Source organism: Algibacter miyuki (genome assembly GCF_030409805.1).
Lineage (GTDB): Bacteria > Bacteroidota > Bacteroidia > Flavobacteriales > Flavobacteriaceae > Algibacter > Algibacter miyuki.
Window position 1 is genome coordinate 829,159 of record NZ_JAUFQP010000013.1, and the last position, 25,231, is coordinate 854,389.

The 25,231-nt window shown below is 35.3% G+C and carries 11 protein-coding genes and 1 other RNA gene; 5 read left to right on the forward strand and 7 right to left on the reverse strand.

Features of this window, described 5'->3' with window-relative positions; genetic code table 11:
* Positions 1-19 precede the first annotated feature (19 nt).
* Together QWY92_RS15705 and QWY92_RS15710 are read left to right on the forward strand one after the other, a co-directional pair.
* A complete protein-coding gene (locus tag QWY92_RS15705) occupies positions 20-13,846 on the forward strand; it encodes a T9SS type B sorting domain-containing protein (protein WP_290272948.1) in 13,827 nt (4,608 codons plus the stop codon).
* Positions 13,847-13,887: 41 nt separating this feature from the next.
* Positions 13,888-14,862, forward strand: coding sequence for a PorP/SprF family type IX secretion system membrane protein (locus tag QWY92_RS15710; protein ID WP_290272950.1), 975 nt, complete (start codon positions 13,888-13,890; stop codon positions 14,860-14,862).
* 130 nt (positions 14,863-14,992) lie between these two features.
* Here QWY92_RS15710 and QWY92_RS15715 read toward each other — a convergent pair whose 3' ends face one another.
* A complete protein-coding gene (locus QWY92_RS15715; protein WP_290272952.1) occupies positions 14,993-16,027 on the reverse strand; it encodes a glutaminyl-peptide cyclotransferase in 1,035 nt (344 codons plus the stop codon).
* Positions 16,028-16,115: 88 nt separating this feature from the next.
* Between QWY92_RS15715 and ffs the strand changes: the two genes are divergently transcribed.
* Together ffs and QWY92_RS15725 are read left to right on the forward strand one after the other, a co-directional pair.
* An RNA gene (gene ffs / locus QWY92_RS15720) (signal recognition particle sRNA small type) lies at positions 16,116-16,213 on the forward strand.
* 149 nt (positions 16,214-16,362) lie between these two features.
* Positions 16,363-17,166, forward strand: coding sequence for an SDR family oxidoreductase (locus QWY92_RS15725; protein ID WP_290272955.1), 804 nt, complete (start codon positions 16,363-16,365; stop codon positions 17,164-17,166).
* 16 nt (positions 17,167-17,182) lie between these two features.
* On the opposite strand, the gene QWY92_RS15730 is transcribed toward QWY92_RS15725, so the two are convergent.
* Positions 17,183-18,604, reverse strand: a complete 1,422-nt coding sequence (locus tag QWY92_RS15730) for a TlpA family protein disulfide reductase (protein ID WP_290272957.1) — start codon at positions 18,602-18,604, stop codon at positions 17,183-17,185.
* A 202-nt stretch (positions 18,605-18,806) separates the two neighbouring features.
* On the opposite strand from QWY92_RS15730, the gene QWY92_RS15735 reads away from it, so the two are divergent.
* Positions 18,807-20,432: an ABC-F family ATP-binding cassette domain-containing protein gene (locus tag QWY92_RS15735; RefSeq protein WP_290272959.1), complete on the forward strand. Its 1,626-nt coding sequence runs from the start codon at positions 18,807-18,809 to the stop codon at positions 20,430-20,432.
* Positions 20,433-20,462: 30 nt separating this feature from the next.
* Here the strand turns inward: QWY92_RS15735 and QWY92_RS15740 are convergent, their stop codons facing one another.
* From QWY92_RS15740 to QWY92_RS15760, 5 genes are all read right to left on the reverse strand, one after another.
* Positions 20,463-20,744 (reverse strand): DUF2007 domain-containing protein, encoded by a 282-nt coding sequence (locus QWY92_RS15740; RefSeq protein ID WP_290272961.1) that lies wholly within the window; start codon positions 20,742-20,744, stop codon positions 20,463-20,465.
* 122 nt (positions 20,745-20,866) lie between these two features.
* Complete coding sequence (locus tag QWY92_RS15745) at positions 20,867-21,103, reverse strand: putative signal transducing protein (RefSeq protein ID WP_290272963.1); 237 nt, start codon at positions 21,101-21,103, stop codon at positions 20,867-20,869.
* 115 nt (positions 21,104-21,218) lie between these two features.
* The gene (locus tag QWY92_RS15750; protein WP_290272964.1) at positions 21,219-22,082 is read right to left on the reverse strand and encodes a phosphatase PAP2 family protein; all 864 of its coding nucleotides are present in this window, start codon (positions 22,080-22,082) and stop codon (positions 21,219-21,221) included.
* A 1-nt stretch (position 22,083) separates the two neighbouring features.
* The gene (gene pheT / locus QWY92_RS15755) at positions 22,084-24,510 is read right to left on the reverse strand and encodes a phenylalanine--tRNA ligase subunit beta (protein WP_290272966.1); all 2,427 of its coding nucleotides are present in this window, start codon (positions 24,508-24,510) and stop codon (positions 22,084-22,086) included.
* Positions 24,511-24,756: 246 nt separating this feature from the next.
* Positions 24,757-25,227 carry a hypothetical protein gene (locus tag QWY92_RS15760; protein ID WP_290272968.1) on the reverse strand — a complete coding sequence of 157 codons (471 nt, stop codon included), beginning with the start codon at positions 25,225-25,227 and terminating at the stop codon, positions 24,757-24,759.
* Between the last annotated feature and the right edge of the window lie 4 nt (positions 25,228-25,231).

The following is a 25,231-nucleotide window of genomic DNA, read 5'->3' on the forward strand; positions in this document are numbered from 1 at the left end:
AATAAAAAAATATAATCGCATGAAAAAAAATACGCACTTAAAAATTACCTTTTCGGTATTGTTGCTCTTACTGAGTTTGCAGACTTTTGCTCAAAATTTTGTGCCGTTTACGCCTCGATTTGATCAAGATTTAAAAGGAGATATTGTTTTAATAGGGAATAATATTTTAGGCCCTAGTAATAATGCATTCAATGATAGGTCGGTTTATAATGACGATGTTGATATGCGATATATTGATATCGACGGAGATCCTTCAACCTTTAGTTCTACGAGTGCCGATTTGGGTATTCCAAACCCTAATTGTTATAAAATTATTTATGCAGGACTATATTGGGGTGGCGTTACGGCCGGAACAGCTCCAATTTCTGAAGTGAAATTTAAAGGTCCAACGGGCGATTATCATGATATTAATGGTACGGTTATTTTTCAAGCAACCAGTTTAGTCGCAAACGATAGTTATCCGTATTCTTGTTATGCTGATGTTACTAATATTGTTACCGCTTTAGGTAACGACTTAGGAACGTATACTGTAGCCAATGTATCGAGTGCCGAGGGCGAAACAGGAGCGTTTAATCCAAGAAATCGTACAGGGTATTCTGCGGGTTGGTCACTTTTTGTGGTTTATGAAGATCCTACGTTACCCGGGAAATCCATCACTAGTTTCGATGGGTTTAGTGCTATTAGTACCAGCGTAAATTTAGATGTGCCTATTTCAGGGTTTAGAACCATTCCTGCACCAGCACCAGTGCGTTCTACCTTTGCTTTTGCTACTTTAGAAGGCGATAGCCCTATTGTTAACGATAGATTAAAACTTAATGGCGTTAATCTGTCTTCTGCCGATCGTAGTGCGAGTAACTTTTTTAATAGTTCGGTAACTAATTTAAGCGCAACACCGGTAAATAACCGAAACCCAAATAGTGCTAATACACTTGGTTTTGATACTGGAGTTATGGTGGTGCCAAATCCAGGAAATAACGTAATTGATAACAATGCAACCGATGCCATTGTACGATTAGAAAGTGGTGGAGATACTTATTTTCAGTACTTTTTCGCTTTGGCTGTCGAAATTATCGAGCCTAAAATTGTACTTACAAAAATTGTAGAAGATAATACGGGGACCAATATTGGTGGACAAGTTGTAGAACTTGGCGATCAATTAAATTACGTTATTGGTTTTCAAAACACAGGGAATGATGATGCTACCGAGCTTACTATTAGAGATGTATTACCAACAAATATTGTTTTTAATTATCCGGAAGACTTAGCAACATTACCGCCTGGTGTTTCGGTAGAGAGTTATACTGAAAGTACTCAAGAATTGGTTTTTAAGGTTGATAAATCGGTTGTTGAAGAAAACGATCCTCTTCAAGAAATTCGATTTGCGGTAACCGTCGTTTCAACCTGTAGTTTGTTGAGTGATGCCTGTTCAAACTTAATCGACAATCAAGCGTTTGCAACATATAAAGGGACGCTTAATCCTAATTTTACCATTTCTGACGATCCTAGTTTTTCAGAGAATACAGGTTGCTTGTTAAACCCCGGAGCAACCAACTTTTTAGCTGACATTAATGATTGTGTTTTTGAAGAAGAAGTGATCCTGTGTGGCGCAAGTACCGAATTAAGAGCGGCAAATGGATATAATAGTTATACCTGGTCTACAAGTCCGTCCTTAACACCTGTTATTGGAAATACGCAATCTATTACCGTAACGGAAACTGGAACATATTATGTTTATAATGAAGCCGTAGCGCCATGCCAATCGATTACCCAAGTTTTTAATGTGGTTAATTTTGGTGTAACCGTTGAAAATCCAGTGATTCCTTTTGCTGATGAGGTGGTAATTTGTCCAAATGATGGGAAGCAATTACCTAATATATTTCTTTGTGGAGCGAATGATTCCACTGTAATTCAAACAGGGATATCCGATACATCATCCATCATTTGGGAGCAATTAGATGTTGCTAGTTGCGACGCTGTTATCGATCAAGATTGCGCTAATGAAAGTGATACCTGCTTATGGAATCAAGTAACTACCGGTCCTAATTTTACCGCAGATACTGCCGGCCAATACCGATTAACCTTAAACTATTCAGGAGGTTGTTTTAGTCAATTTTATTTCAATGTATATGAAAATGTTTTAGAACCAACCGTAACGTCTCGCGATATCTACTGTACCACGCCTGGCGAAATTGTTGTTGGTGGTGTGCCAAGTGGATATGAGTTTAGTATCGATGGTGTTAATTTTCAAACAAGTAATGTGTTTTCCGTTTCTTCCGCAGATATTTATACGGTTTATGTAAGACAAATAGGAGTAACTCCAAACCCATGTGTTTTTACGGTTCCAGATGTTCAAATTCGTGATCGCGATTTTACAGCTTCCGTTATTATAGAACAACCGTTTTGTAATGGTGAAAAAGGCAGCGTTATTTTAGCCGCTAACGATGTGCGACCTCAATATAATTTTTCAATTGTAAGTGGCGTAATGTCTATAAATAGTGTGGGGCCAATAACAGAAAGTAGTTATACGTTCGAGAATTTAAACCCTGGATTTTATACGGTTAATATTTCTACGGAAGATGGCTGTGTTTATTCTGAAATTATAGAAATTATTAATCCGCCATTATTAACAGCAACATCGGCTTTAACCAGTCCTTTAACTTGTTCTGATGGTGAAATTACCGTGTATCCAGAAGGCGGAACAGCACCTTATTTCTACTTTGTAAATAGTACAACAGAATTTCAAACTGTACCAACAATTGATGTGACTTCCGCAGGTGTTTTTGATATTATGGTGATTGATTCAAACAATTGCGTTGCCAATACCTCTATAACTGTAGAAGATAATCCAATACCAACTTTTACTACAACTCATAACGATATTTTATGTTATAATGATAATTCAGGAGAAATTGAATTTGATGTTACCAATGCAAACGGATACGCTTTAGAATACAGTATTGATAATGGCGTTACTTATGTTTCTAACCCTGTTTTTTCAAACCTTAATGGAGGAGATTATATTGCGATAGTTAAGTATGTTTTAGATGGGGCGGAATGTTTTTCAACTTCCGAAAGTATTACAATTAATGAACCTGATACCGCTTTAACAGCATCATCAGGCGTTTCAGAATTGGCAGGTTGCGGGCCCGCAGGAGAAGGTAAAGTACGTATTACAAACCCACAAGGCGGAACACCTCCTTATGAATACAGTTTTGATAATCAAGCAAGTTGGGTAACTTCAAATGAAGCTTACGTGTTTGCCGGAACTTATACCTTATATATTAAGGATGCAAATGGGTGTATTTATCCTATGCCGTCAATCACCTTAGATCCGGAACCAGTAGCGCCAACTATTGATGTTTCTGATCCTGATTTTAATTGTGATGGTACAGCCGATGCCACGGTAACTATTACAAATTCGGAGGTAGACATGTTTTCTTATAATTATTTATTAGATGGCGTATTAAATACAAACACCTCAGATCCAACCGTGTTTTTAAATGTGCCAAGTGGTCCGCATACGGTTACTGTAGATTATCAATTAAAAAGTGTAACTACTTATAGTAATTTATTATATGAAAATTTTGGGTATGGTGAAGATACCTCTTCACCTGGGATAAACCCGACTTATTATTGTTTTGAAAGACAGGTTGTAGGATCGGAATGTAAAGGTCAAATTAATATTCAGGATGGAGATTATTCTGTTACGGCTGAAATAGTAAGACCATATAGCACTTGGCTTCAACCAGGAGATCATACACCAGCGACGACACCGGCAACTGCAGACGGAAGATATTTGGCTGTAAATATTGGTTCTAGCATACCTGCAACTGAAATACTTTATGAAAAATATATAGATAATATAATTCCAAATCAACCTATTAATGTTGAGTTTTACGCTATAAATTTATTGAGATCAGGGACATCAGGAGCTAATCCTGATTTAGCAGTTGCTTTAATTGATGCATCTGGTAATGAAATTTCTTCTTACAGTACGGGAGAAATTCCAAAAAGTAATCAATGGGAAAGTTACCCGAAAACACCTATAACATTAGACCCAGGAGCTAACACTAGTTTACGGTTTATATTAAGATCTAATGTGCAACAAAATGATGGTAATGATGTTGCTGTTGATGATATTACCGTATATCAATTACCCAAAAGTTGTATTACGGAAGTAGAATTTCCTTTTGTTGTAGATTCAGGAAAAGCATTTTCAGCAAGTATTACAGGGTTTGAAAACGTAAGTTGTAACGGAGCCGCAGATGGAAGTATTAGTATTGCTGCAGAAAATTTCGATAGCGCTACAGGATTTGAATATTCAATAGATAATGGAGCAACCTGGATAACTCAATTGACCTCGCCTTATACAATTACAGGTTTAGGTGCAGACACTTATGATGTGCTGATACGCTTTGAAACATGTAGTTTCCCTTTTTCTCAAACTATTTCTGAGCCAGGGCTTTTTGAAGTTACCGCTTCAGGAACACCAATTACGTGTATTACTGGTTCTACAATAACAGCAACAGCTACAGGCGGAACAGCGGCTTATAGGTACGAGTTGTTAGAAACAGCAACATTAAATTTAATATCTAATTTCCCAAGTCATGGTATTTTAACAAATATTTCAGCAGGAGATTATACGATAAGAGCTACCGATGCTAACAATTGTGTAGCGACTACTACACTTACTCTTTCTGGTGTAACTGCTCCAACGGCAACAATAAGTACGAGTTCTAATTTTTGCTATAATCCAACAAGCGGCGGGTCTCTAGTTGTAGATGCTGCAGGCGGACAAACTCCTTATGAATACAGTATTACAAGTGGAGTTTATCAAGCTAGCAATACTTTTAATAATTTAGCGCCAGGTAACTATACAGTTACAGTTCGCGATGCTAACGGATGTACAGTTGTTTTACCTGCAGAAACTATAGCACCTCAAGTAGCTGTAGCAGTAGAGTTAACAAAAGAATTAGATTGTACAACTTCTCCAGAAGCTTCAATATCTGGAACTATTTCTCAAGGTTATGCTCCATATACAGTTGCTTTATTACAAGGAGCAGGAACGGTATCTTTAACAGGAAATACATTCAGCTTAGATACAGCAACAGCTGGGAATTATCAATTTGAAATAACCGATTCTGAAGGTTGTGTTGTAGCATCTAATGTTATTAATGTAAATGCGATATCAACTCCAACAGTTTCAGCTACTCAAGTTAATGTTACTTGCAACAGTAATTCTGATGGATCTGTACAGTTAACAGGCTCAGGAGGATCTGGTGGTTATACTTATAGTGATGATAATATAACGTTTTCAGCAACAAACACCTTTACAGGTTTAGCGGCTGGTACTTATAGTTTTTACGTAAAAGATAGTAAAGATTGTACAAATACGGTAAGTGTTACTATTACAGAACCAACCACCTTAACAGCGACAGCAAATGCAACGGAGTTTAGTTGTAGTGCAACCAATACAAAAGAAGATGCCACAATTACTATTACTGTTCCAACAACGGGAACATCTCCTTATCAGTATAGTTTTAATGGTGGTACAACGTTTACATCTAATAATTCATTAACGGTTAATGATAACGGAACAACACAAACATTTTCTTATGTTGTTAAGGATGCTAATGGTTGTTTAACAGTAGCTCAAAATATTTCTATTGAACCTTTAAACCCTCCAACAGATTTATCTGTTTCAGTAACCGATATTACGTGTTTAGCAACAGAAGCTACAGCAACTATAACGGCTACCAATGGAGTAGGCGTTTTACAATATGAAACAATTTCTCCTTCACCAATTATTGTAGCACAACAAACATCTAATGTCTTTAATAATCTAACCGCAGGAACTTATGTATTTAGAGTAACAGATGCTAACGGTTGTTATTACACAGAATCTTATACTATCGATCCTGTTACAAATATTACCGTTACAGGTTTAAAATTAAGCGATGTACTTTGTAGTGGAGATACTACTGGAAGTGTTCAGTTTTCAGTAGCGGAATTTGCTTCAACTTATACTTACACTATTAATGGAGGTACAGCTTTTACAACGCAAACAAATGCAACAATAACACTAACAGGCTTACCTGCTGGAAATCAAACTATTGTTATAACAGATGAAACTACGGGTTGTACAGCTACCGAAACCATTAACATTACGGAGCCAGTAACACCTTTATCTTTATCTGCAGTTGCAACTAATGTACATTGTAATAATTATAATTCACAAATAACGGTTACAGCAAATAACGGAACACCAAGTTATACTTATGCGGCAGTTTTAACAGGAGCAATACCTGCAACGACAGATTATAATAGTGGTAACGTTATTACTGTAAATACAAGTACGGCGGCCAATTTAATTTGGGATGTGTATGTTAAAGATGCCAATGGTTGTACTGAATTTACAACAGTTACTATTATAGCGGAAACGGGGCCAACAGTTACGGCGCCAGCAGTATCTAACCAATGTACGGCAGCTTCAGGATTTACGTTTACAGTTTCAGGTACAGGAATCGCTCCATTATCTTATAGTATTAATGGCGGTGCTTCTTTTCAAACCAGCCCTACATTTACAGTAAATACTCCAGGAAATTATACGATCACAATTAAAGATGGTAATGGATGTATAGCAACAAGCGCAACAACAACAGATGTTTATGCACCGCTTAGTGCAAGTGTGTTATTAACAGAAGATCTTACGTGTTCTTTACCTGTTGAAGCGTCTATTGATATTTCAGTATCAGGAGGAAATGCAACTTACACTTATGAGGTAAGTGATGATGGTGGTACTAGTTACTCTACCATTTCAGGTTCACCTTATACAACAACTACAGCAGGCACGTATCAATTTAGAATAACAGATGCCAACAGTTGTGATATTGTGACCAATAGTGTTACAGTTACAACAGCTACAAACCCAGTAATTTTAAGTGTAACCCAAACTCAAGATATTGCATGTTCTTCGGAAGAAACTGCGGCAATAACTGTTTCTATAGATCCTTCGGTTGGTTTAGCGCCATTTGAAATAAATGTAACTAATACAACTACAGGTACAGATTATGGAACGCAAACTTCAGGTTTAGCAGCAGGAGATTATATAATTACAGTAACCGATGCTAAAGGTTGTACAGATATCGAAGCTATTACTATATCAGAGCCAGATCCAATTATTTTAGATTTTGATGTAGATCCTATTACGTGTGATACTTCGGGATCGCCTAGTGTGTCTTTGGGTCAAATTATTATAAATTCAGTTAGTGGTGGTACACCTAATTATTCTTACCATGTTACCGGTGTAAATGGTTACGATGTGGAAATAGTTAACCAGCCCGGAACAAGTCAGGTTTTTGAAGTTGTAGATTTTGGTTTATATGAAATTATAATTACGGATGCGAATGGTTGTTCTGTAATGGAACAAAATATATTAGTAGCATCTCCACCAGATAATTTAGACATTGATATAAAAATGACTGCAGATTGTTTAACAGGTGGAACTGCTGAGGTATCAATAGGGTCACTTTTAACAGGTAACGGACCTTACCATTTTGCGATTTACGAAGGGCCAGGGATGGTGTATACGTCACCACCAAGTGGAGCATGGCAAGATGAAGACGCTGTTGGTAGTGAAAAAACAACTTTTGCAGGTTTAATTCCAGGAGCAACTTACACATTTATTGTTTTTGATGAATTTACAGGATGTTATTACTATGAAACATCGGATACAGCAGTGCCAACAAGCTCATCATTAACAACAACTTCAATTGTTCCTAACAACATTACTTGTACAGGTAGTGCAGATGGTACCGTTTCTTTTGATATTAACAGTATTTATGGTATTGATACCATTGTTAATTATGAAATTTATAATTCGCAATCTGTTACAACAACAGGTGTATCTGGAACAGGAACTGTACCTGCCAATGGTACTTTAACAGTTACAGATTTAGGTCTATTAGATTTTGGTAATTATGTTATAGTTATTGAAGAAACTGTTGGAGTTAACGTAGGTTGTAGTGTGGTTACAAGTTCATTTAACATTACAGAATCGGCTATTGAATTAAGCATAACAGCTTCATCTACAAAAAATGAAACTTGTAATGAGTTGGGTATTATTTCAGCTATAGCTAAAGACGGAACATCACCTTACGAATATCAGACTGTTTTAACAGGTGGTAGCGTAGACGATACAGCTTGGGGAACTTCTAATACATTTAAATTAGCAGCAGGAGTTTACGATGTGTATGTCCGAGATGCTTACGGTTGTGTTAGGTTTGAACAGGAAACTATTATTAAAGATCCGGAACCAACATTAAATACAGTGGCTCCGCAATGTTTTGATGGAACACCAATTAATATAACTTTAGTTGAAGGTACTGGTACAGCTATTACACCTTTAACTTACAGCATTGGTGGCGCATATCAATCTAGTCCTAATTTTACTATTACGGCAGCGCAAACTTATACTTTAAGTGTCCAAGATGGAAATGGTTGTATTGCAACACAAACTTACATTGTAAACGCTCCAATTTTATTAGATGCTAATCTTTCAAAAGAAATAGATTGTACAGTAACACCTGGTGCTACTATAGATTTAACACCTTCTGGAGGAACAGGAACCTATACCTATGAAGTTGATTATAATAGTACTGGTTATGTTGCCATAGCTGGTTCGCCTTACACGGCAGCTACAAGTGGAACATATCAATTTAGAGTTACGGATACACAAAATTGTATCGCGGAATCTGGAGTAATTGTTGTTGAAGATGCAATAATTCCAACATTAACTACGGTTCAAACTAATGTAACTTGTAATTTAGGTGCAGACGGAAGTGTTACTGTCACAGCAACAGGAGGAGTAGCGCCTTTTGAATATAGTATCGATGGTGGTGCTTTTCAGGCTTCAAATGTATTTAGTAATTTAAGCGAAGGATCTTACGATATTGTTGTTAGAGACAGCAAAAATTGTGAGTCTTTTCCAGTTTCAGTGACTATTACAGAACCTACAATTGTTACAGGTTCTGGAGTTTTAACACAAGAGTTAACATGTGGAGCAGGAAACGCAACACAACAAGCTATTGTAATAGTTACAGGTAGTGGTGGTACATCACCTTATACTTACAGTTTTGATGGTGGTGCAAATTATACATCTACAAATACATTTAATACTTACAATTCTGGAACAGTTTCAGCTTTTGTAAAAGATGCCAATGGTTGTATTAGTGAGACTTCTATAGATGTGATGGTGCCTCCAACAGATGCTCCAACCGATTTAGATTTTGCTGCAACAGCTATTACTTGCGATGTTACAACAAGCGAGGTAACTTTAACAGTAACAAATGGTATTGCTCCATTTACTTTTGAAATTATAGCTCCTGCAGCAAGTGTTGCATCAAACGGAACTGGTGTTTTTCCAGGATTAGCAGTTGGTGATTATGTATTTACAGTTACCGATGCTAGTGGATGTTATTACACAGAATCTTATACTATAAACCCAGTTACTAATATTACAGTATCAGGATTATTAGTAGACGATGTTAGTTGTACAACCGGAAACGATGGCGCTGTAGATTTTACAGTAGCTAACTTTGCAAGCACTTATAGTTATACTATAAATGGAGGTACAGCAGTAACAGGACAAACAAGTTCTACTATAAATTTAACAGGATTGTCTGTTGGTAACCAAACTATAATAGTTACCGATGAGGCTACAAACTGTATAAGTACAGCAACTATTAATGTTAGTGAGCCTGCTTTATTAACACTTGTAGAAGCCACTAATATTAATGCAAATTGTAATGTTGGTGCACAAGTAAGTGTAACGGCAAGTAATGGTACAGCTCCATATCAATATGCTTTTGTTGAAGACGGTGTGGTACCAAGTACAGGAGATTATACAAATAGTGCAAGCGCTACTTTAGACCCAGCAACAAACACAAATTGGGATGTTTGGGTTATGGATAGCAACGGTTGTACAGATTTTATAGATGTTGTGATTACTACCGATGCTTTACCAACGGTAGATGTGCCAACTTTAGCATTAAATCAATGTAATTTAACAGGGGATGTTTACTCGTTTACAGTAACCAATCCAACAGGTGTTGTGCCGTTTGAGTATTCTATAGGGGAAGGCTTTCAAGCAGGTACAACATTCTCTGTTAACAATCAAGGAACGTATTTTGTAACTATTAAAGATGGTAACGGTTGTACATTTACAAATGCAACGCCAATAACTGTTTACGATGTTGTAGATGTTACATCTACTATCGAAGCATTACCAAGTTGTAATGTAAACGATGGAGAGATTACAGTATCAGGTACTGGAGGTTCTGGTTCTTATGCATTCAGCATTAGTCCTTCAGCATCAATAACACAAACAGGAAGTACATTTTCAGGTCTTGCTGCCTTAACCAACTATACTGTAACTATTACAGATACAGTAACAAACTGTACAAATACAGTTGGAGTTAATTTAGATCAAGCAACTCCGGTTAGCTTTACTGCAACAGCAATAGGTGTTACGTGTCTTGGTGATAGCGATGGTGTTATTACTGTAGATTTAGATGCAACTAATGATAATCCTTTATATACTTACGCTATTATTGCGGGACCAACAACGGTAACTGCGCAAAGCTCAAATGTATTTACAGGTTTACCAACAGGAAACTATACTGTTGAGGTAACTTCAGGAAGAGGTTGTACCGAAACAGAAATTGTATCAGTAGGTACGCCAACCGCTATTGTAGTTCCTGCACCAACAGTTGAAGAGTTTGCTTGTGTAGCAAATACAAATACATCAAACTATGCTACAATAACGGTAGCAGGTGTGTCTGGTGGTTCTGGTAATTTTATTACTTATGAATTTATTAGAGATGCCGATGGTGTTGTTGTTCAATCTAATTCTAGTAATGTTTACACAGTAACGAATACTTTAGGAGGAACATTCACCATAAATGTATATGACGATAAAGGATGTTTAGGTTCTACTTCGGCTTCGGTTAATCCATTTATTTCTTTAGATGACTTAACAATTACTATTGATAATGCTATTACGTGTACAAATGATGAAGATGTTACAATTTCTGTAACAACATCAGGTGGTACGCCAACAAACTTACAATTCACTTTAGAAGATGTGGTTGGCAGTGTAAACGGCGGAATTTATAGCCAAGTGAATACAACAGGAAACTTTACAGGTTTATCAATTGGTAATTATTTAGCTACAGTTGTTAATTTGGATACGGGTTGTATGGTACAAGATGTACACTATGTTAGTAACCCTGATACATTCGATCTTACTGTAGATAATGTAGTTGATGTTACTTGTTTTAGTGCTAATGATGGTAGTGTAGATGTTACTTTTATAGATAGAACACCTTCACCTGTAGATGATGCAGGAGCATTTAATTATGAAGTATTCGATTATTTAGGTAATTCGGTTACAACCGGAATAGTAACAAACGCTGGGCCAGTTAATATCTCAGGACTTTTATCCGGAACGTATAGAATTACAGCTACTTTAACAAATGCACCTTTTTGTACAGTAAATAAAAACTTTACTATTACTGCACCAACAGCAGCTTTAGCTATATCAGAAACACATACAGCTATTACTTGTGTAACGGGTAATAACGATGGTTCTATTTCTGCAAGTGCTACAGGTGGTTGGCCAGGTGCTTATGAATACCAGTTATCAAATACAGGCGGAACGGTTGTAGTACCGTTTGGAACTGAAAGTAATTTCACAGATTTAGTGGCCGGAAATTATACAGTTACTGTAAAAGATAGCTCAGGTTGTGAAGATGCTATTGATGTGTTATTAGTAAATCCAACGCCAATTAATTTAACAGCGAGTGCAGATATTACTTTACTAAACTGTTTTGCAGATAGTAATTCAACTATAACGGTTACTAGTACAGTAGGCGGACAAGGTAGTAACTACACATATACACTTAATATGGTTTCACCAACGGTAACGTCATCTGGTCCACAAACAGGAACATCGTTCCCAGGTTTAGGCGCAGGAACTTATAATGTAACCGTAACCGATGGTTATAGTTGTAGTGAAACTTCAGCAGATATTGTAATTACAGCACCTACAGAAGTAGAAGCCGTATTAGCAAAATCTACATCACCAACGTGTATCAATAGTGCCGAGTTAACTTTAAGTGCATCAGGAGGAACTGGCGCTTATGAATATAGTGAAACCAGTGACTTTGCAGTAGTTATAGGTACATTTGTATCTAGCATTACTTTCGATGCTGCACCAGGAGTTTATACTTATTTTGTGAGAGATGCAAACGGCTGTACAGCAAATGCATCAAACGAGATTACCGTAGATGCTTTACCAAACCTACAAGTTAATTTAGATACAACTAATGCAACTATTAATTGTACAGGTGATACTACGGGAGTTATTATTGCTACAGCATCAGGAGGTTTAGGAAATTATATTTATACGCTACAAGATGGTTCAGGAAACGATATTACTCCGGCGCCAACTCAAAATAGTCCAGGGGTTTTTACTGCACTTCCTGAAGGAAATTATTTAGTAGAAGTAGAAAGTGGAGATTGTTTAGAAACGAGTATTCCAATTGCAATTACAGGACCTGTAAATCCTTTAAATGTAAGTTATGTGGTTTCAAATGTAACCTGCCCAGGGGTCAACAATGGAGTATTGGACATTACAGCAACAGGAGGAACAGGGATTATTAAATATGCTATTTCACCTCGATTAGATCAATTTTTTGACGATTCTACTTTTGATCAATTAGCACCAGGAACTTACCAAGCTGTTGTTCAAGATGAGTTAGGGTGTTTTGTAATTATAGATTTTGAAGTAGAAGATGCTGTGCCTCTGTTATTGAGTCTTGTACCAAATTCTACATTCCCTGAGGTTTGTGAAGGCGATATGGATGGTGAGTTTAGTGTCGAGCTTGTTGGTGGTGAAATGCCATATAGCGTTGTTCTAGACGATCTTACTGCTGGTTATACATTAGGAGGAGCAACTCAAACACAATTCGATTTTACTAACTTAAGTGGTGGAGACCATGTGGTTTATGTTCGTGATAATTTAGGTTGTGAAACGGAGTGGAATATTACGTTCCCAGAGTCAGTATTAATTAATCCTGAAGTTGAGGTCGCTTTTGGTTGTGTTAATAATGTGTCGAGTAATTCAGTAACTGTTTTTGTTGACGATAGTATTACTGATTTAACCGATTTAGATTATTCATTAAATGGTGGTGCTTACCAAGCGAGTAATGTTTTTGTAAATGTGCCAGCAGGCGTAGGGCATTATATTGATGTTAGACATACCAATGGCTGTATTAAAACAACCGTGCTTTTTGATGTGGATAGCGTAACACCATTAGCGTTAGCTATTAAACAAGGAGGTTTAAACCAAATTGAAGCAACGGCAACAGGAGGCGTAGCACCTTATGAATTTACTTTTAATGGAGAATCTGTAGGAAGTGAAAACACATTTGTGTATTACGAATCTGGAGATTACACCGTAACGGTAACCGATAGAAATGGCTGTACAGCAACCGTAACAAGTTATTTTGAATTTGTTGATGTCTGTATCACCAATTACTTTACACCTAATGGCGATGGAGTTTTAGATGAATGGGGCCCAGGTTGTACATCAATTTACAACGATTTAACGTTCGATATTTTTGATCGCTACGGTCGTGTAGTGGCTACTTTAAAAGCGGGTCAAAAATGGGATGGAAAATATCATGGTAAAGAGTTGCCTACCGGAGATTATTGGTATGTGGTAAAACTTAATGATAGTCGAAATAATCAAGAATTTGTTGGACATTTTACACTTTACAGATAGTGAAGTAGCTCGTGTTTATGTTTAACTTTAAAAATATTCAAATGAAAAATATATTAATCTATTTCCTCCTCATTATAGCAACCAACACGTTTGGCCAAGAATTGAATTTACCTGTTTTTACACAACATTTGGCCGAAAATGATTTTGTAATATCTCCAACCTATGCTGGAATTGGCGATAATTTAAGAATTCGTGCCAACGGACTTACCCAATGGGTGGGCATTAAAGATGCACCAGATAATCAATCGGCTTATGTTGATTTTAGAATTGCTGATCGTTCAGGTATTGGTGTGTCGCTTTATAATGATAGTAACGGGTACACCATTCAAACAGGGGCTAAATTTTCGTTTGCACATCACCTTATTTTAGATTATTATTCTAAACAATACTTATCATTGGGCATATCATTCAACCTTAATAATTTTAGAATAGATATTGATAAATTCAATACAACTATTGAGAACCCCGTAATCGATCCTTTTATTACGGATGATAGGAAAACATCAAATCAAAATTTTGATGTGGGCGCTTTATACCGAAATCATGGTTTCTTTTTAAGTGTTAATGCTAATAATATTTTAGCAAAAAAGATTGAGGATTTTAGAAAATTAGAACCTAATTTACTGCTGAATTTTCAAGTCTATTCCGGATATACATTTCAGGGGCCGAAGAAAAGTAGATTGGAATTTGAACCTTCTGTTTTTTATCAAATGTTTGCCAGCGATCAACGTTCGGCAACCGATTTAAACTTTAAGGTGCGTAAATTCAATAGAAGTGAAGATTATTATTGGGCTGGAATTTCATACCGTTTTCTTAATGATCAATTTATGAAGCCTTTAAATATTGGGCCAATGGCTGGTTTTAAAAAGAATATTTTTTATTTTGGATATGCCTATCAAGTTACCACAAATGGCTTATCTAGCTATAATTCTGGAACCCACGTAATCACTATTGGTTTCGATTTCTTACAAGGTATTAGTAATTGCCCATGTACGCAAAGTGCGGTGCATAAGTAATATTTTTTAGATTGAAGAAATCCTGAAAACAAAAAAGTCGGAAAGCTGAATAACCACCTTTCCGACTTGAATTAAAAATTTATAGATAATTAAAAATCACCTTAGATAATAAGGTTCTATTTAAACGCTGTTATTTTTGTATAATTTTCACTTCAAATATTTTATCCCATCTTTTACCTGTAACAAATACCGTTTTGGTTGTTGGGTTGTAAGCAATGCCGTTTAAAACATCTAAACCGTCATGTTGTGTTACTAGCTTTTTTAGCGGCGAAAAGTCTATCACACCTACAACAGCTCCGTTTTCTGGGTTTATAATGGCTACACCATCTTTTTGGTAGCGGTTGGCGTAAATATGACCTTCAATCCATTCCATTTCATTAATACCAATAATTTTTCCTTTATTGGTAAATACTTGAATAAAATCTTCTTCAACTAAAGTATCCGGGTTTAATGTCCAGATTTTTTCGGTACCATCACTTTTATAAATTGATTTACCGTTGTTAGATAGTCCCCAACCTTCTTTACTTTGCCCATATTTAAAGCTGTTTATTTTTTCAAACGTATGTAAGTCGTACACAAAACCAGTGCCTTTTTGCCAAGTTAACTGGTATATTTTGTCGTTTAAAATAGTTAATCCTTCACCAAAATATTCATCGGCTAAATTCACGTTTTTAAGTACTTCACCTGTTTTGTAATCTACTTTTCTAAGTTTAGATTCTTTGTGCTGCCCAGTACTTTCATATAAGGTATCATTATGAAATTCTAAACCTTGGGTGTACGATGTAATATCGTGAGGGTATTCGTTTATAATTTCATAAGTAAAAATTTTAGGAGATTCATTATTCAGAATAGTAATAGATGAATTTATTTTTTGATGCTCACCATTAAAATATACCGTAGCATCTAGAGGATGTTTGCCTAATTTGAAATTGCTTAAAGCGGTAGTTGCTTCAATTCTTTTTCCGTTTAAGGCATAAGAAACGGAATCAATAACATGATTTTTTTTATTGTCTAAATTAAGTTTTAAGGTTTCATCAATAGAAATATTGCCTTTTTCGGCATTAGAAGTGATGTGAAAATCATTTTTTTTCAGTCCGTTATTAGATCCGCAAGCCACAACTAGTGATACTAAAAATATGATTATTAGGGATTTGAATATTTTCATTTTGTACTTTTTATTTTTAGCAAGATATTTATTTAAAATCAGTTTAAAAAATCATTGTTATATTTTTAAAAGATTGTATATTTGCAGCCGGCAAGTCCTACACAACTAGCTCCTGTTGAATCCTCCAGGGCGGGAACGCAGCAAAGGTAAATGGTTGAGCAGTGTGATGTAGGTAGCTTGCCTTTTTTTATACCATAAATTGAAATCTTGAAAGCCTAGGCGAATCAGGATTTTTTAGTTTTAAAGCCTTTCTTCATTTTAAAACTATCTTATAAATTAAGCGATTTATTAAAATTCATTGTTAATTTTGTACTCTTAAAATCATTTAAATAATTATGTCTAAAGTTGTATTAATAACAGGAGGTTCTTCGGGTATAGGAAAATCTATTGGAGAATTTTTAAAAACTAACGGATTTGTAGTTTATGGCACCAGTAGAAGCCCCCAAAAATATAAAGAAAGTAAGTTTCCTATTTTAGCTTTAGATGTAAAAGATAATGAAACCATTGCCAAAACGGTGTCTGCCATTATTGCAAAAGAAGGCAAAATAGACGTAGTTATTAATAATGCGGGAGCTGGAATTACAGGACCTATTGAAGAAATTCCAGAAGCTGAAATTAAAAACAACTTTGATACAAATTTTTTTGGACCTATAAATGTGATAAAAGCGGTGTTGCCGCAAATGCGTAAGCAAAATTCTGGTTTAATTATAAATGTAACCTCCATTGCTGGTTATATGGGATTGCCATACCGTGGCGTTTATAGCGCGAGTAAAGGGGCCTTAGAACTCCTAACGGAAGCTTTTAGAATGGAACTTAAAGATTTTAATATAAAAATGAGTAATGTAGCGCCTGGCGATTTTGCAACTAATATTGCAGCAGGACGATATCATGCGCCATTGTTAGAGAATTCGCCTTATAAAAAGCCTTATGGTGATACTTTGCGTTTAATGGATGAACATGTAGATGGTGGGAGTGATCCGGATATCATGGCTAAAGCAGTCCTAAATATTATAAATGATAAGAACCCTAAAATTCATTACAAAGTTGGTGTGTTTATGCAGAAATTTTCGATTGTTCTAAAACGAATTCTTCCGGATAAGATGTATGAAAAAATGCTGATGAATCACTATAAGCTGTAGTAGCTTTTAGTTGTTTTTAGTTGTTTAATAAGCCAAGGAGCTGCCCTTCAAAACTTCCGTAGAAAATATTTGTATTGCTATTTACAATAGTTTTATTTTTATCCAGAATAAAGGTTTTTGTCATCGGGTGAATGGCCAATTTTTCGGTAGACTCTATAGGTGTTTTTAAAAAGTACTCGTTGTTAAAGCCGAAATTACTACGTAGCGTATGCATGGCTTTATTCGGATTGTGGTTATCTATATTAATGCTAATAAAGGTAACTTCTGGATATTTCTTTTTTAAGTTTCTTATTTTTCTGTGGTTTTCCATAAAGTGGTCGTAATACATATTAGACCAAAAAGTAATTACCGTGGTACCTTTTAAAACCTTATTAATTTGCTTCGTGTTGTTTTGGTAGTCCACAATTTCTAAATTAGGTAAGCGATTACCTGGTGCTAATTTTTCTATGGCATCAGCAAATTTCATAATCATTTTTTTACCCTTCTCATTTTCGGTTTTATCCAAGTAGTTTTGTAGAACAACGCTGATACCTTCGTTATTTTCACTTGTAGATAAAAACTTAACGGTGTAATGGTAAAGTAGTTCTTCTTTTAAATCTGAATCCGATACTAAGCTATCAATAAATTTAAGACGATCTAAATTAAAGCAAAGCGAACGCCCACGTTTAAAATCTTCATTAGCACAGTGACTCATGTGTTTTTTTAACGCGATGTTACTAATGTTCGATTTTAAAAACCATTTGTAAGCAAAGAAGTTTTTTAAATCTACATCATTATAATCTACATTTTTTCTATAGGCATAAAAATCGTTTGGTAACGAGTTAAAAGCTTCCAGTACTTGCTGTCTTGTACGTCTAAAAGGATAGGTTTCTTTACTCGCGTAGTAGGAGTAATTGATATGTTCTAGAACTAAATTTTCGAAAGTTTTACTTACCTCATGTTTGTTTTTAAAGGCTTTAAACTTATTAATTTGAGCTTGTCTAACAGAGTCTGTTTTTCTACTGAAATCTTTTGGACTTAAACTTCGAGATTTATGAATTGATTTTTCGGTTTTCTCATTTTCTAAAAACTCATTTAATAAAAAATTATTTTGTTTTGCACCACGACCGGTATAAACTAACGATTCATCAAAATCAAAAGTATTTAATCTAAAGAGTAAACTATCGTTTGGTTCTAGTAGTATTAGTTGAAATTCGCTACCGTGTTTAAAGGTGTATAGTCCAGGTTTTAAATCTTCAATTTTATATATAAAACGGTTTCTACCATCTAATTTAATGGTGTCGGTTGTTTTATCCTGACTTGTTAATATGATGGTGTTTTCAATAGGATTAATTATTTCGCCACCAATGTATGCAAAATCGCTGCCCATTCCGGCAGTATCTTTTTTACAACCAAAAAAGGAGAGTGAGATTAATACTATTGAAAAATATATTTTCATATAAAAGTGCTTTAGCTTTAGGTAACTATAAATAGGACAACAAAAATATGGCTTGTTTTTATAAAGCGCTGTTAATGCGTTGTTAAATATTATTTGGACTTAATATGGATTATCACTCTAATAATCAGTGAAAAAAATAAGAGGTTTAAGTTTTCGACTTACCAATGTAATTTTCTACTTTTGCAAAAAAATAAATTACCTTATGTTATCAGTTTCAAATCTTTCTGTTCAATTCGGAAAACGAATCCTTTTTGATGAAGTAAACACCACATTTAATAATGGCAATTGCTATGGTATTATTGGTGCTAACGGATCGGGAAAATCTACATTTTTAAAGATTATTTCAGGAAAAATGGAAGCCACCTCAGGGCATGTTTCTTTGGAAGCTGGTAAGCGTATGTCGGTTTTAGAGCAGGATCATAATTTATATGATGAGAACACCGTTTTGGAAACTATCTTAATAGGAAACAAACCGTTGTTTGATATTAAAACTGAAATTGATGCACTTTATGCTGATTACACAGATGAAAATGCTGAAAAAATAGGTGAGCTTCAAGTGAGATTTGAAGAAATGGATGGTTGGAATGCCGATAGTAATGCCGCTGCCATGTTATCTAATTTAGGAATCAAGGAAGATTTTCATCATACTTTGATGGCGGATTTAGATGGTAAACAAAAGGTACGAGTATTATTAGCACAAGCGTTATTTGGAAGTCCGGATGTATTAATCATGGATGAGCCTACCAATGATTTGGATTACGAAACTATTTCTTGGTTAGAAAACTTTTTAGCAAATTACGATAACTGTGTTATTGTAGTATCTCACGATAGACACTTTTTAGATGCCGTTTGTACACACATTTCGGATATCGACTTCGGAAAAATAAACAATTACTCTGGTAACTATACTTTCTGGTACGAGTCGTCTCAATTAGCGGCACGCCAACATGCACAACAAAATAAGAAAGCCGAAGAGAAGAAGAAGGAATTAGAAGAATTTATCCGTCGTTTTTCTGCTAACGTTGCAAAAAGTAAACAAGCAACTAGTAGAAAGAAGATGATTGATAAGTTAAATATTGGCGATATTAGACGTACAAGTCGTCGTTATCCAGCCATTATTTTTGAACGCGAAAGAGAAGCGGGCGATCAAATTTTAAATATTGAAGGTTTATCGGCTTCATTAGAAGGCGAAGTACTTTTTAAAGATATTGATTTAAACCTTGCTAAAGGTGATAAAGTAGTCGTGTTTTCTAGAGATTCTAGAGCAACAACAGCATTTTATCAAATTATAAATAATAATGAAAAAGCAGATTCTGGTGAGTTTGCTTGGGGTGTTACTACCAATCAATCGTATTTACCGCTAGATAATAGTGAATTTTTTGAAAACGATTTATCTTTAGTCGATTGGTTACGCCAATGGGCAACTACTGAAGAGGAACGTGAAGAAGTACATATTCGTGGCTTTCTAGGAAAAATGATTTTTAGTGGTGAAGAAGCACTAAAAAAATCGAATGTACTTTCTGGAGGAGAAAAAGTACGTTGTATGCTTAGTAGAATGATGATGGTACGTGCGAATGTATTAATGTTAGATGAACCTACAAATCACTTAGATTTAGAAAGTATTACGGCTTTTAATAATTCACTTAAAAACTTTAAGGGCTCTATGTTATTTACAACACATGATCATGAGTTTGCTCAAACCGTTGCAAATAGAGTAGTGGAGTTAACACCTAATGGTGTTATTGACCGTTACACGACTTTTGATGAATACATGCAAGACAAGAAAATTAAAGAATTGCGTGATAAAATGTACACTGTAACGGCCTAATAAAACTATAAACTCTTTTAGAATAAAAACTTAAGCTAAATGCCTGCGGCTATTTTGCGCTGTGGTGTTCGTTTTTATTGATGGTGTAGTATTTTTTCCTACCAACGCATTAATTACTTTTAATGCGCGGTCTAGCTCGTCGATATGGACAAAAATGTCCTGTAGTGTTTGGTTGAAGTCTCCAGGGTAATTAATACGTTCAAATTTAGATTTAGCTCTAATAATCGCGCATATATTTAAAGTTCCTAATTCATTAAATACGCGTTGAACATCCGTGAGATTACCTGTAAAGACTTTGGTGTAATTTTGCATAGTTGTTTTAGTTTTTTAAGGTTTATTCCTACAAGATAGGAAATAATTTAATACAATAAAACAAAAAGTATGTTAAAAATAAAACGAATTTACGTGTGCGTAAACGTTTTATTATAAACGTGTTAAGCTTCTGAATCTTCGTTAATTTGTTGGATAATGGGTAGTGCTTTTTCTAGTTCATCATTATGCACATAAAGGTCTTGTAAACCGTAAATTGTTGCTCCAAAACCGGCTAATCTACCCGATTCGGTTTCATCTTTTATAACAGCGCTTATGTTTTCTTTCTCTAAGTCAGAATACATCCGTTGTACAATAATGAAATCACCAGAAAATACTTTGGTATAGTTTGAATCTGTCATAATATTAAATGTTATAGGGTTTACTTAAATATATGAAAAATTAAGATATAAAAAAAGAAGATTATAGATTTTAGAAGTTTATATGCTCTTGAAAGGTTTACACGTGTTGTTTTATTTAGAATGTACCAACAAGCCCCACTTTATTTCCTGAAAAAGAAAAGTTCCAAGAGATCTGTTTTTTTCTTTTCGGATAATCGTAAGCATTGGTTTTAAATAAAAAATTATCTACAGCATCAACAACAACAATACTTAAAAATGTGGCAGCACCTACATCCGTAAGCCAATGTGCTCCAGCAAATAATCTAGATATTGGCGCAACCGACCCTAAGCTGTAAACGCCTATTTTAGACCATGTATTATTAAATTGTTTAGCAACGGCATGTGCCATGGTTACAGATAAAACGGTGTGGCCTGATGGAAAGGAATGAAATTCGGGCTTGTCTGACCAGAATTCAAAATCGCGACTATTTAAGCCGTTAGCAACATTTCTAGGTCGTGCTCTACCGATTGCTGTTTTTGCGATACTTTGTATAACGCCTGTGGTTATCGAAGAAGAGATTATTAGAACACTCGTTTTTCTAAGTTTTTCGTTCTTCATAATAAGGCCTGTGCCATATAGTGCTGCATTTGCAATAAAATAGACTTGCGGACTGCCAAACTCGGTACCAGCATCCATAAATAAATTAGGGACGTGACGTTCATTTTTTACAAATAACGCGCTAGATTCATCATCAATCGTAGAAAGCGCCAATGTGCCCACTACAAAGGTGCCCAGCGTGGTGAAATCTTTCTTTTTCCAATGCAACGGCCTTGTAAACGAATATCCAATACCTCTTATGCTTTGTTTTAAATCGTACAAAGCAAGTGTGCCAATAGAGGCTGAATCACTTGGTTTTTGTGTATCAAGTAACTGTTGCCCGCTTAACTTTGCAGTAAACAGGCATAGGAGTGCGGCAGTAAATAGCGTTTTTATAATCACCTTATCTTAATTCTGCTCCAAGTTGTCTTTCAAAGCTAGATTGCAGTTTATTCATGATTTTGTCAATCTGTTTTTCGGTCAGGGTTTTGTTTTCATCTTGCAACGTAAAACTCACCGCGTAACTTTTTTTACCTTTCGGAAGGTTCTTACCTTGGTAAACATCAAAAAGGTTAACCGATTTCAATAATTGTTTTTCACTTTGTTTCGCCAGCTTAAAAATCGATTCAAAAGTCACGTTGTCATCTACCAATAAAGCGAAATCACGTTTTACTTCTGGGTATTTTGTAATGGCTTTAAATGTAATTTTATTGCGTTTTACCACATCTAAAATGGCATCCCAATTAAAATCGGCAAAAATAACGTCTTGAGAAATATCAAAATGTTTTAAAACCTGCTTTTTGACCAATCCAAAATCAACTAAAACCGTTTTTCCTAAGCCTAGACTTAAGCCTTCGCTAATTAAATCGTTTTTTGTAGGTGCTTCATTAAATCGAGAAATACCTAAACGTTCCAAAATAGCAATAATACTTCCTTTCATAAAGAAGAAATCACTCTTTTTACCAGCAGCAGCCCAATTTTCTTGTGTTTGGTTTCCGGTTGAAAAAACAGCTAAATGCTTATATTCTTCACGTTTATCTTGATAACCATGGTAGGTTTTTCCGAATTCAAACATTTTTAAATCACCACGTTTTCTATTGATGTTGAAGGATAACGCTTCTAAGCCGGAAAACAGTAAAGATTGTCTCATTACCGATAAATCACCGCTTAAAGGGTTTAGCATAGTAATATTGTGTTCTGCTTTAAGTTGCTCGCTTAGGGCTGCATAATTTGGCGTGGTTAAGGAGTTTGATAAAATTTCAAAAAAGCCTTGCCCCGCTAATTGATTCCCTATAACATTTTGGATTTTATAATCTTCAAAACGAGAAGTTGTCGAAATTGAAGCATTCAGCTTCTCTGTTGTTTTAACGTTATTGTAGCCGTAAACACGTAAAATTTCCTCAATAATATCCGCTTCACGCTGCACATCATTTCGGTATGCAGGCACTGTTAAGCCTAATCCGGTTTCGGTAACATTATTAACTTTAATATCTAAGGATGATAAAATACGTTTTATAACTTCCTTTGGAATTTCCTCTCCAATTAATTTTTCAGCATTTTCGAAACTTAAACGGACTTCAAAATCTTTAATTTTCTTCGGATAAAAATCGATAATATCACTAGTAATATCTCCTCCAGCCAATTCTTGAATTAATAAAGCAGCACGTTTTAAGGCGTAACCTGTAATATTCGGATCTATTCCGCGCTCGAATCTAAAAGAAGCATCGGTGTTTAAAGCATGCCTTTTTGCTGTTTTACGAACGCTTACAGGATTAAAATAAGCACTTTCTAAAAAGATACTTGTGGTATGTTCTGAAACTCCTGAATGTAATCCTCCAAAAACACCCGCAATACACATCGGTTTTTCAGCATCACAAATCATTAAGTCATCTTCATGTAATTCACGTTCTACACCGTCAAGTGTTGTAAATTTAGTTCCTGTTGGTAGGGTTTTAACTTCAACCTTATGACCGGCTATTTTAGCAACATCAAAAGCGTGGAGTGGTTGTCCTAATTCGTGTAAAACATAATTAGTAGCATCAACAATATTATTTATTGGACTTAAACCAATAGCTTTTAAGCGGTGTTGTAACCAAGCTGGAGATTCTTGTACTTTTATACCAGAAAGCGTAAGACCACAGTAGCGAGGTGCTAGGGTTTTGTCCTGTACTTCTATATCCATTTTTAGCGTACGGTTCTCTACGTGAAATGCGCTAACCGATGGCGTAATAAGTTCTAAGTTTATATCTTTTTGTACCAAACCAGCTTTTAAATCGCGTGCCGTACCATAATGACTCATGGCATCGGCGCGGTTTGGTGTTAATCCAATTTCGAAAACTTGGTCGTTTTCAATATCAAAAATATCGGCAACAGGTGTTCCTACTTGTAAATCGGCATCAAGCACTAAAATACCATCATGCGATTTTCCTAATCCAAGTTCATCTTCAGCACAAATCATCCCAAAGCTTTCTTCGCCTCTAATTTTACCTTTTTTAATGGTCCAAGCCTCGCCTTCTTCAGTATATAAAGTTGTACCAATAGTAGCAACAGGTACTTTTTGTCCGGCAGCAACATTAGGTGCTCCACAAACAATTTGTACAGGAGCATCTTGCCCAATATTTACAGTGGTAATGTTTAATTTATCAGCATTTGGATGTTTTTCACAAGTTAAAACTTCGCCAACAACAACGCCTTCTAGGCCGCCTTTTACCGATTGGTAAACGTCTACACCTTCAACTTCAAGTCCTAAATCGGTTAGTAATTCACTCGTTTGTTCTGGGGTCCAATCTGTTTTTATAAATTGCTTTAACCAGTTATATGAAATCTTCATAAATCATTTTCGTATTAAGCGAACAAAGATAAAATATTGTGTTAAGCTTTCAAACAAAGGGTTGCGAATTGTTTTGGGAAAATCGAATTTGTTTTGATTTTAAAAAATAATGTTTTAGAGTGAAAATGAAGTAGAATAGGACTGTAATTTGATGTTTTTACATTTTTTAACGCAAATTTCGTTAAAAGGAGTCTTTTTTGAGGGTTTTATACTTTTTTGAAAATGAAAATAGAAACTGATTATTGATTACAATTCTTCAATTAGTAGATTGAAATCGTATTGTAAATCTTCATGTAAGCCCGAAATTATTTTTTTAGCCATAAGTAATTGGCGATCGTAGAGGTTAACAAGTTGCGTGCTGCGCTTAATACTTGGTTTAAAATTTTTTAGAGCAAGACAAAAGTAGAGTAGAAGTTCGGCTTCTGTTTCTTTCTTTTGTGAATAACGGACGTATTTTTTTACGTTTCTCAGAATTTTTCTAACCGATTTACGGATGTAAAAAATACTAGCACGGTTGATGGTTTCAAATTCTGTATCGATATATGTTTTTACCGATTGAATGTAATCATCTTCATGTGCCGATTCGAATAATAAATAGGTAAGGAGTTCCTTGTTTTCTTTTTTGAAACGGGATAACCTAAGGCAGAGCGCTATTAATTCGCTTTGTGACTGGTCTTGCAATTCTTTTTTAATAACGACTGCTGAAACGGCTTTCATTTAT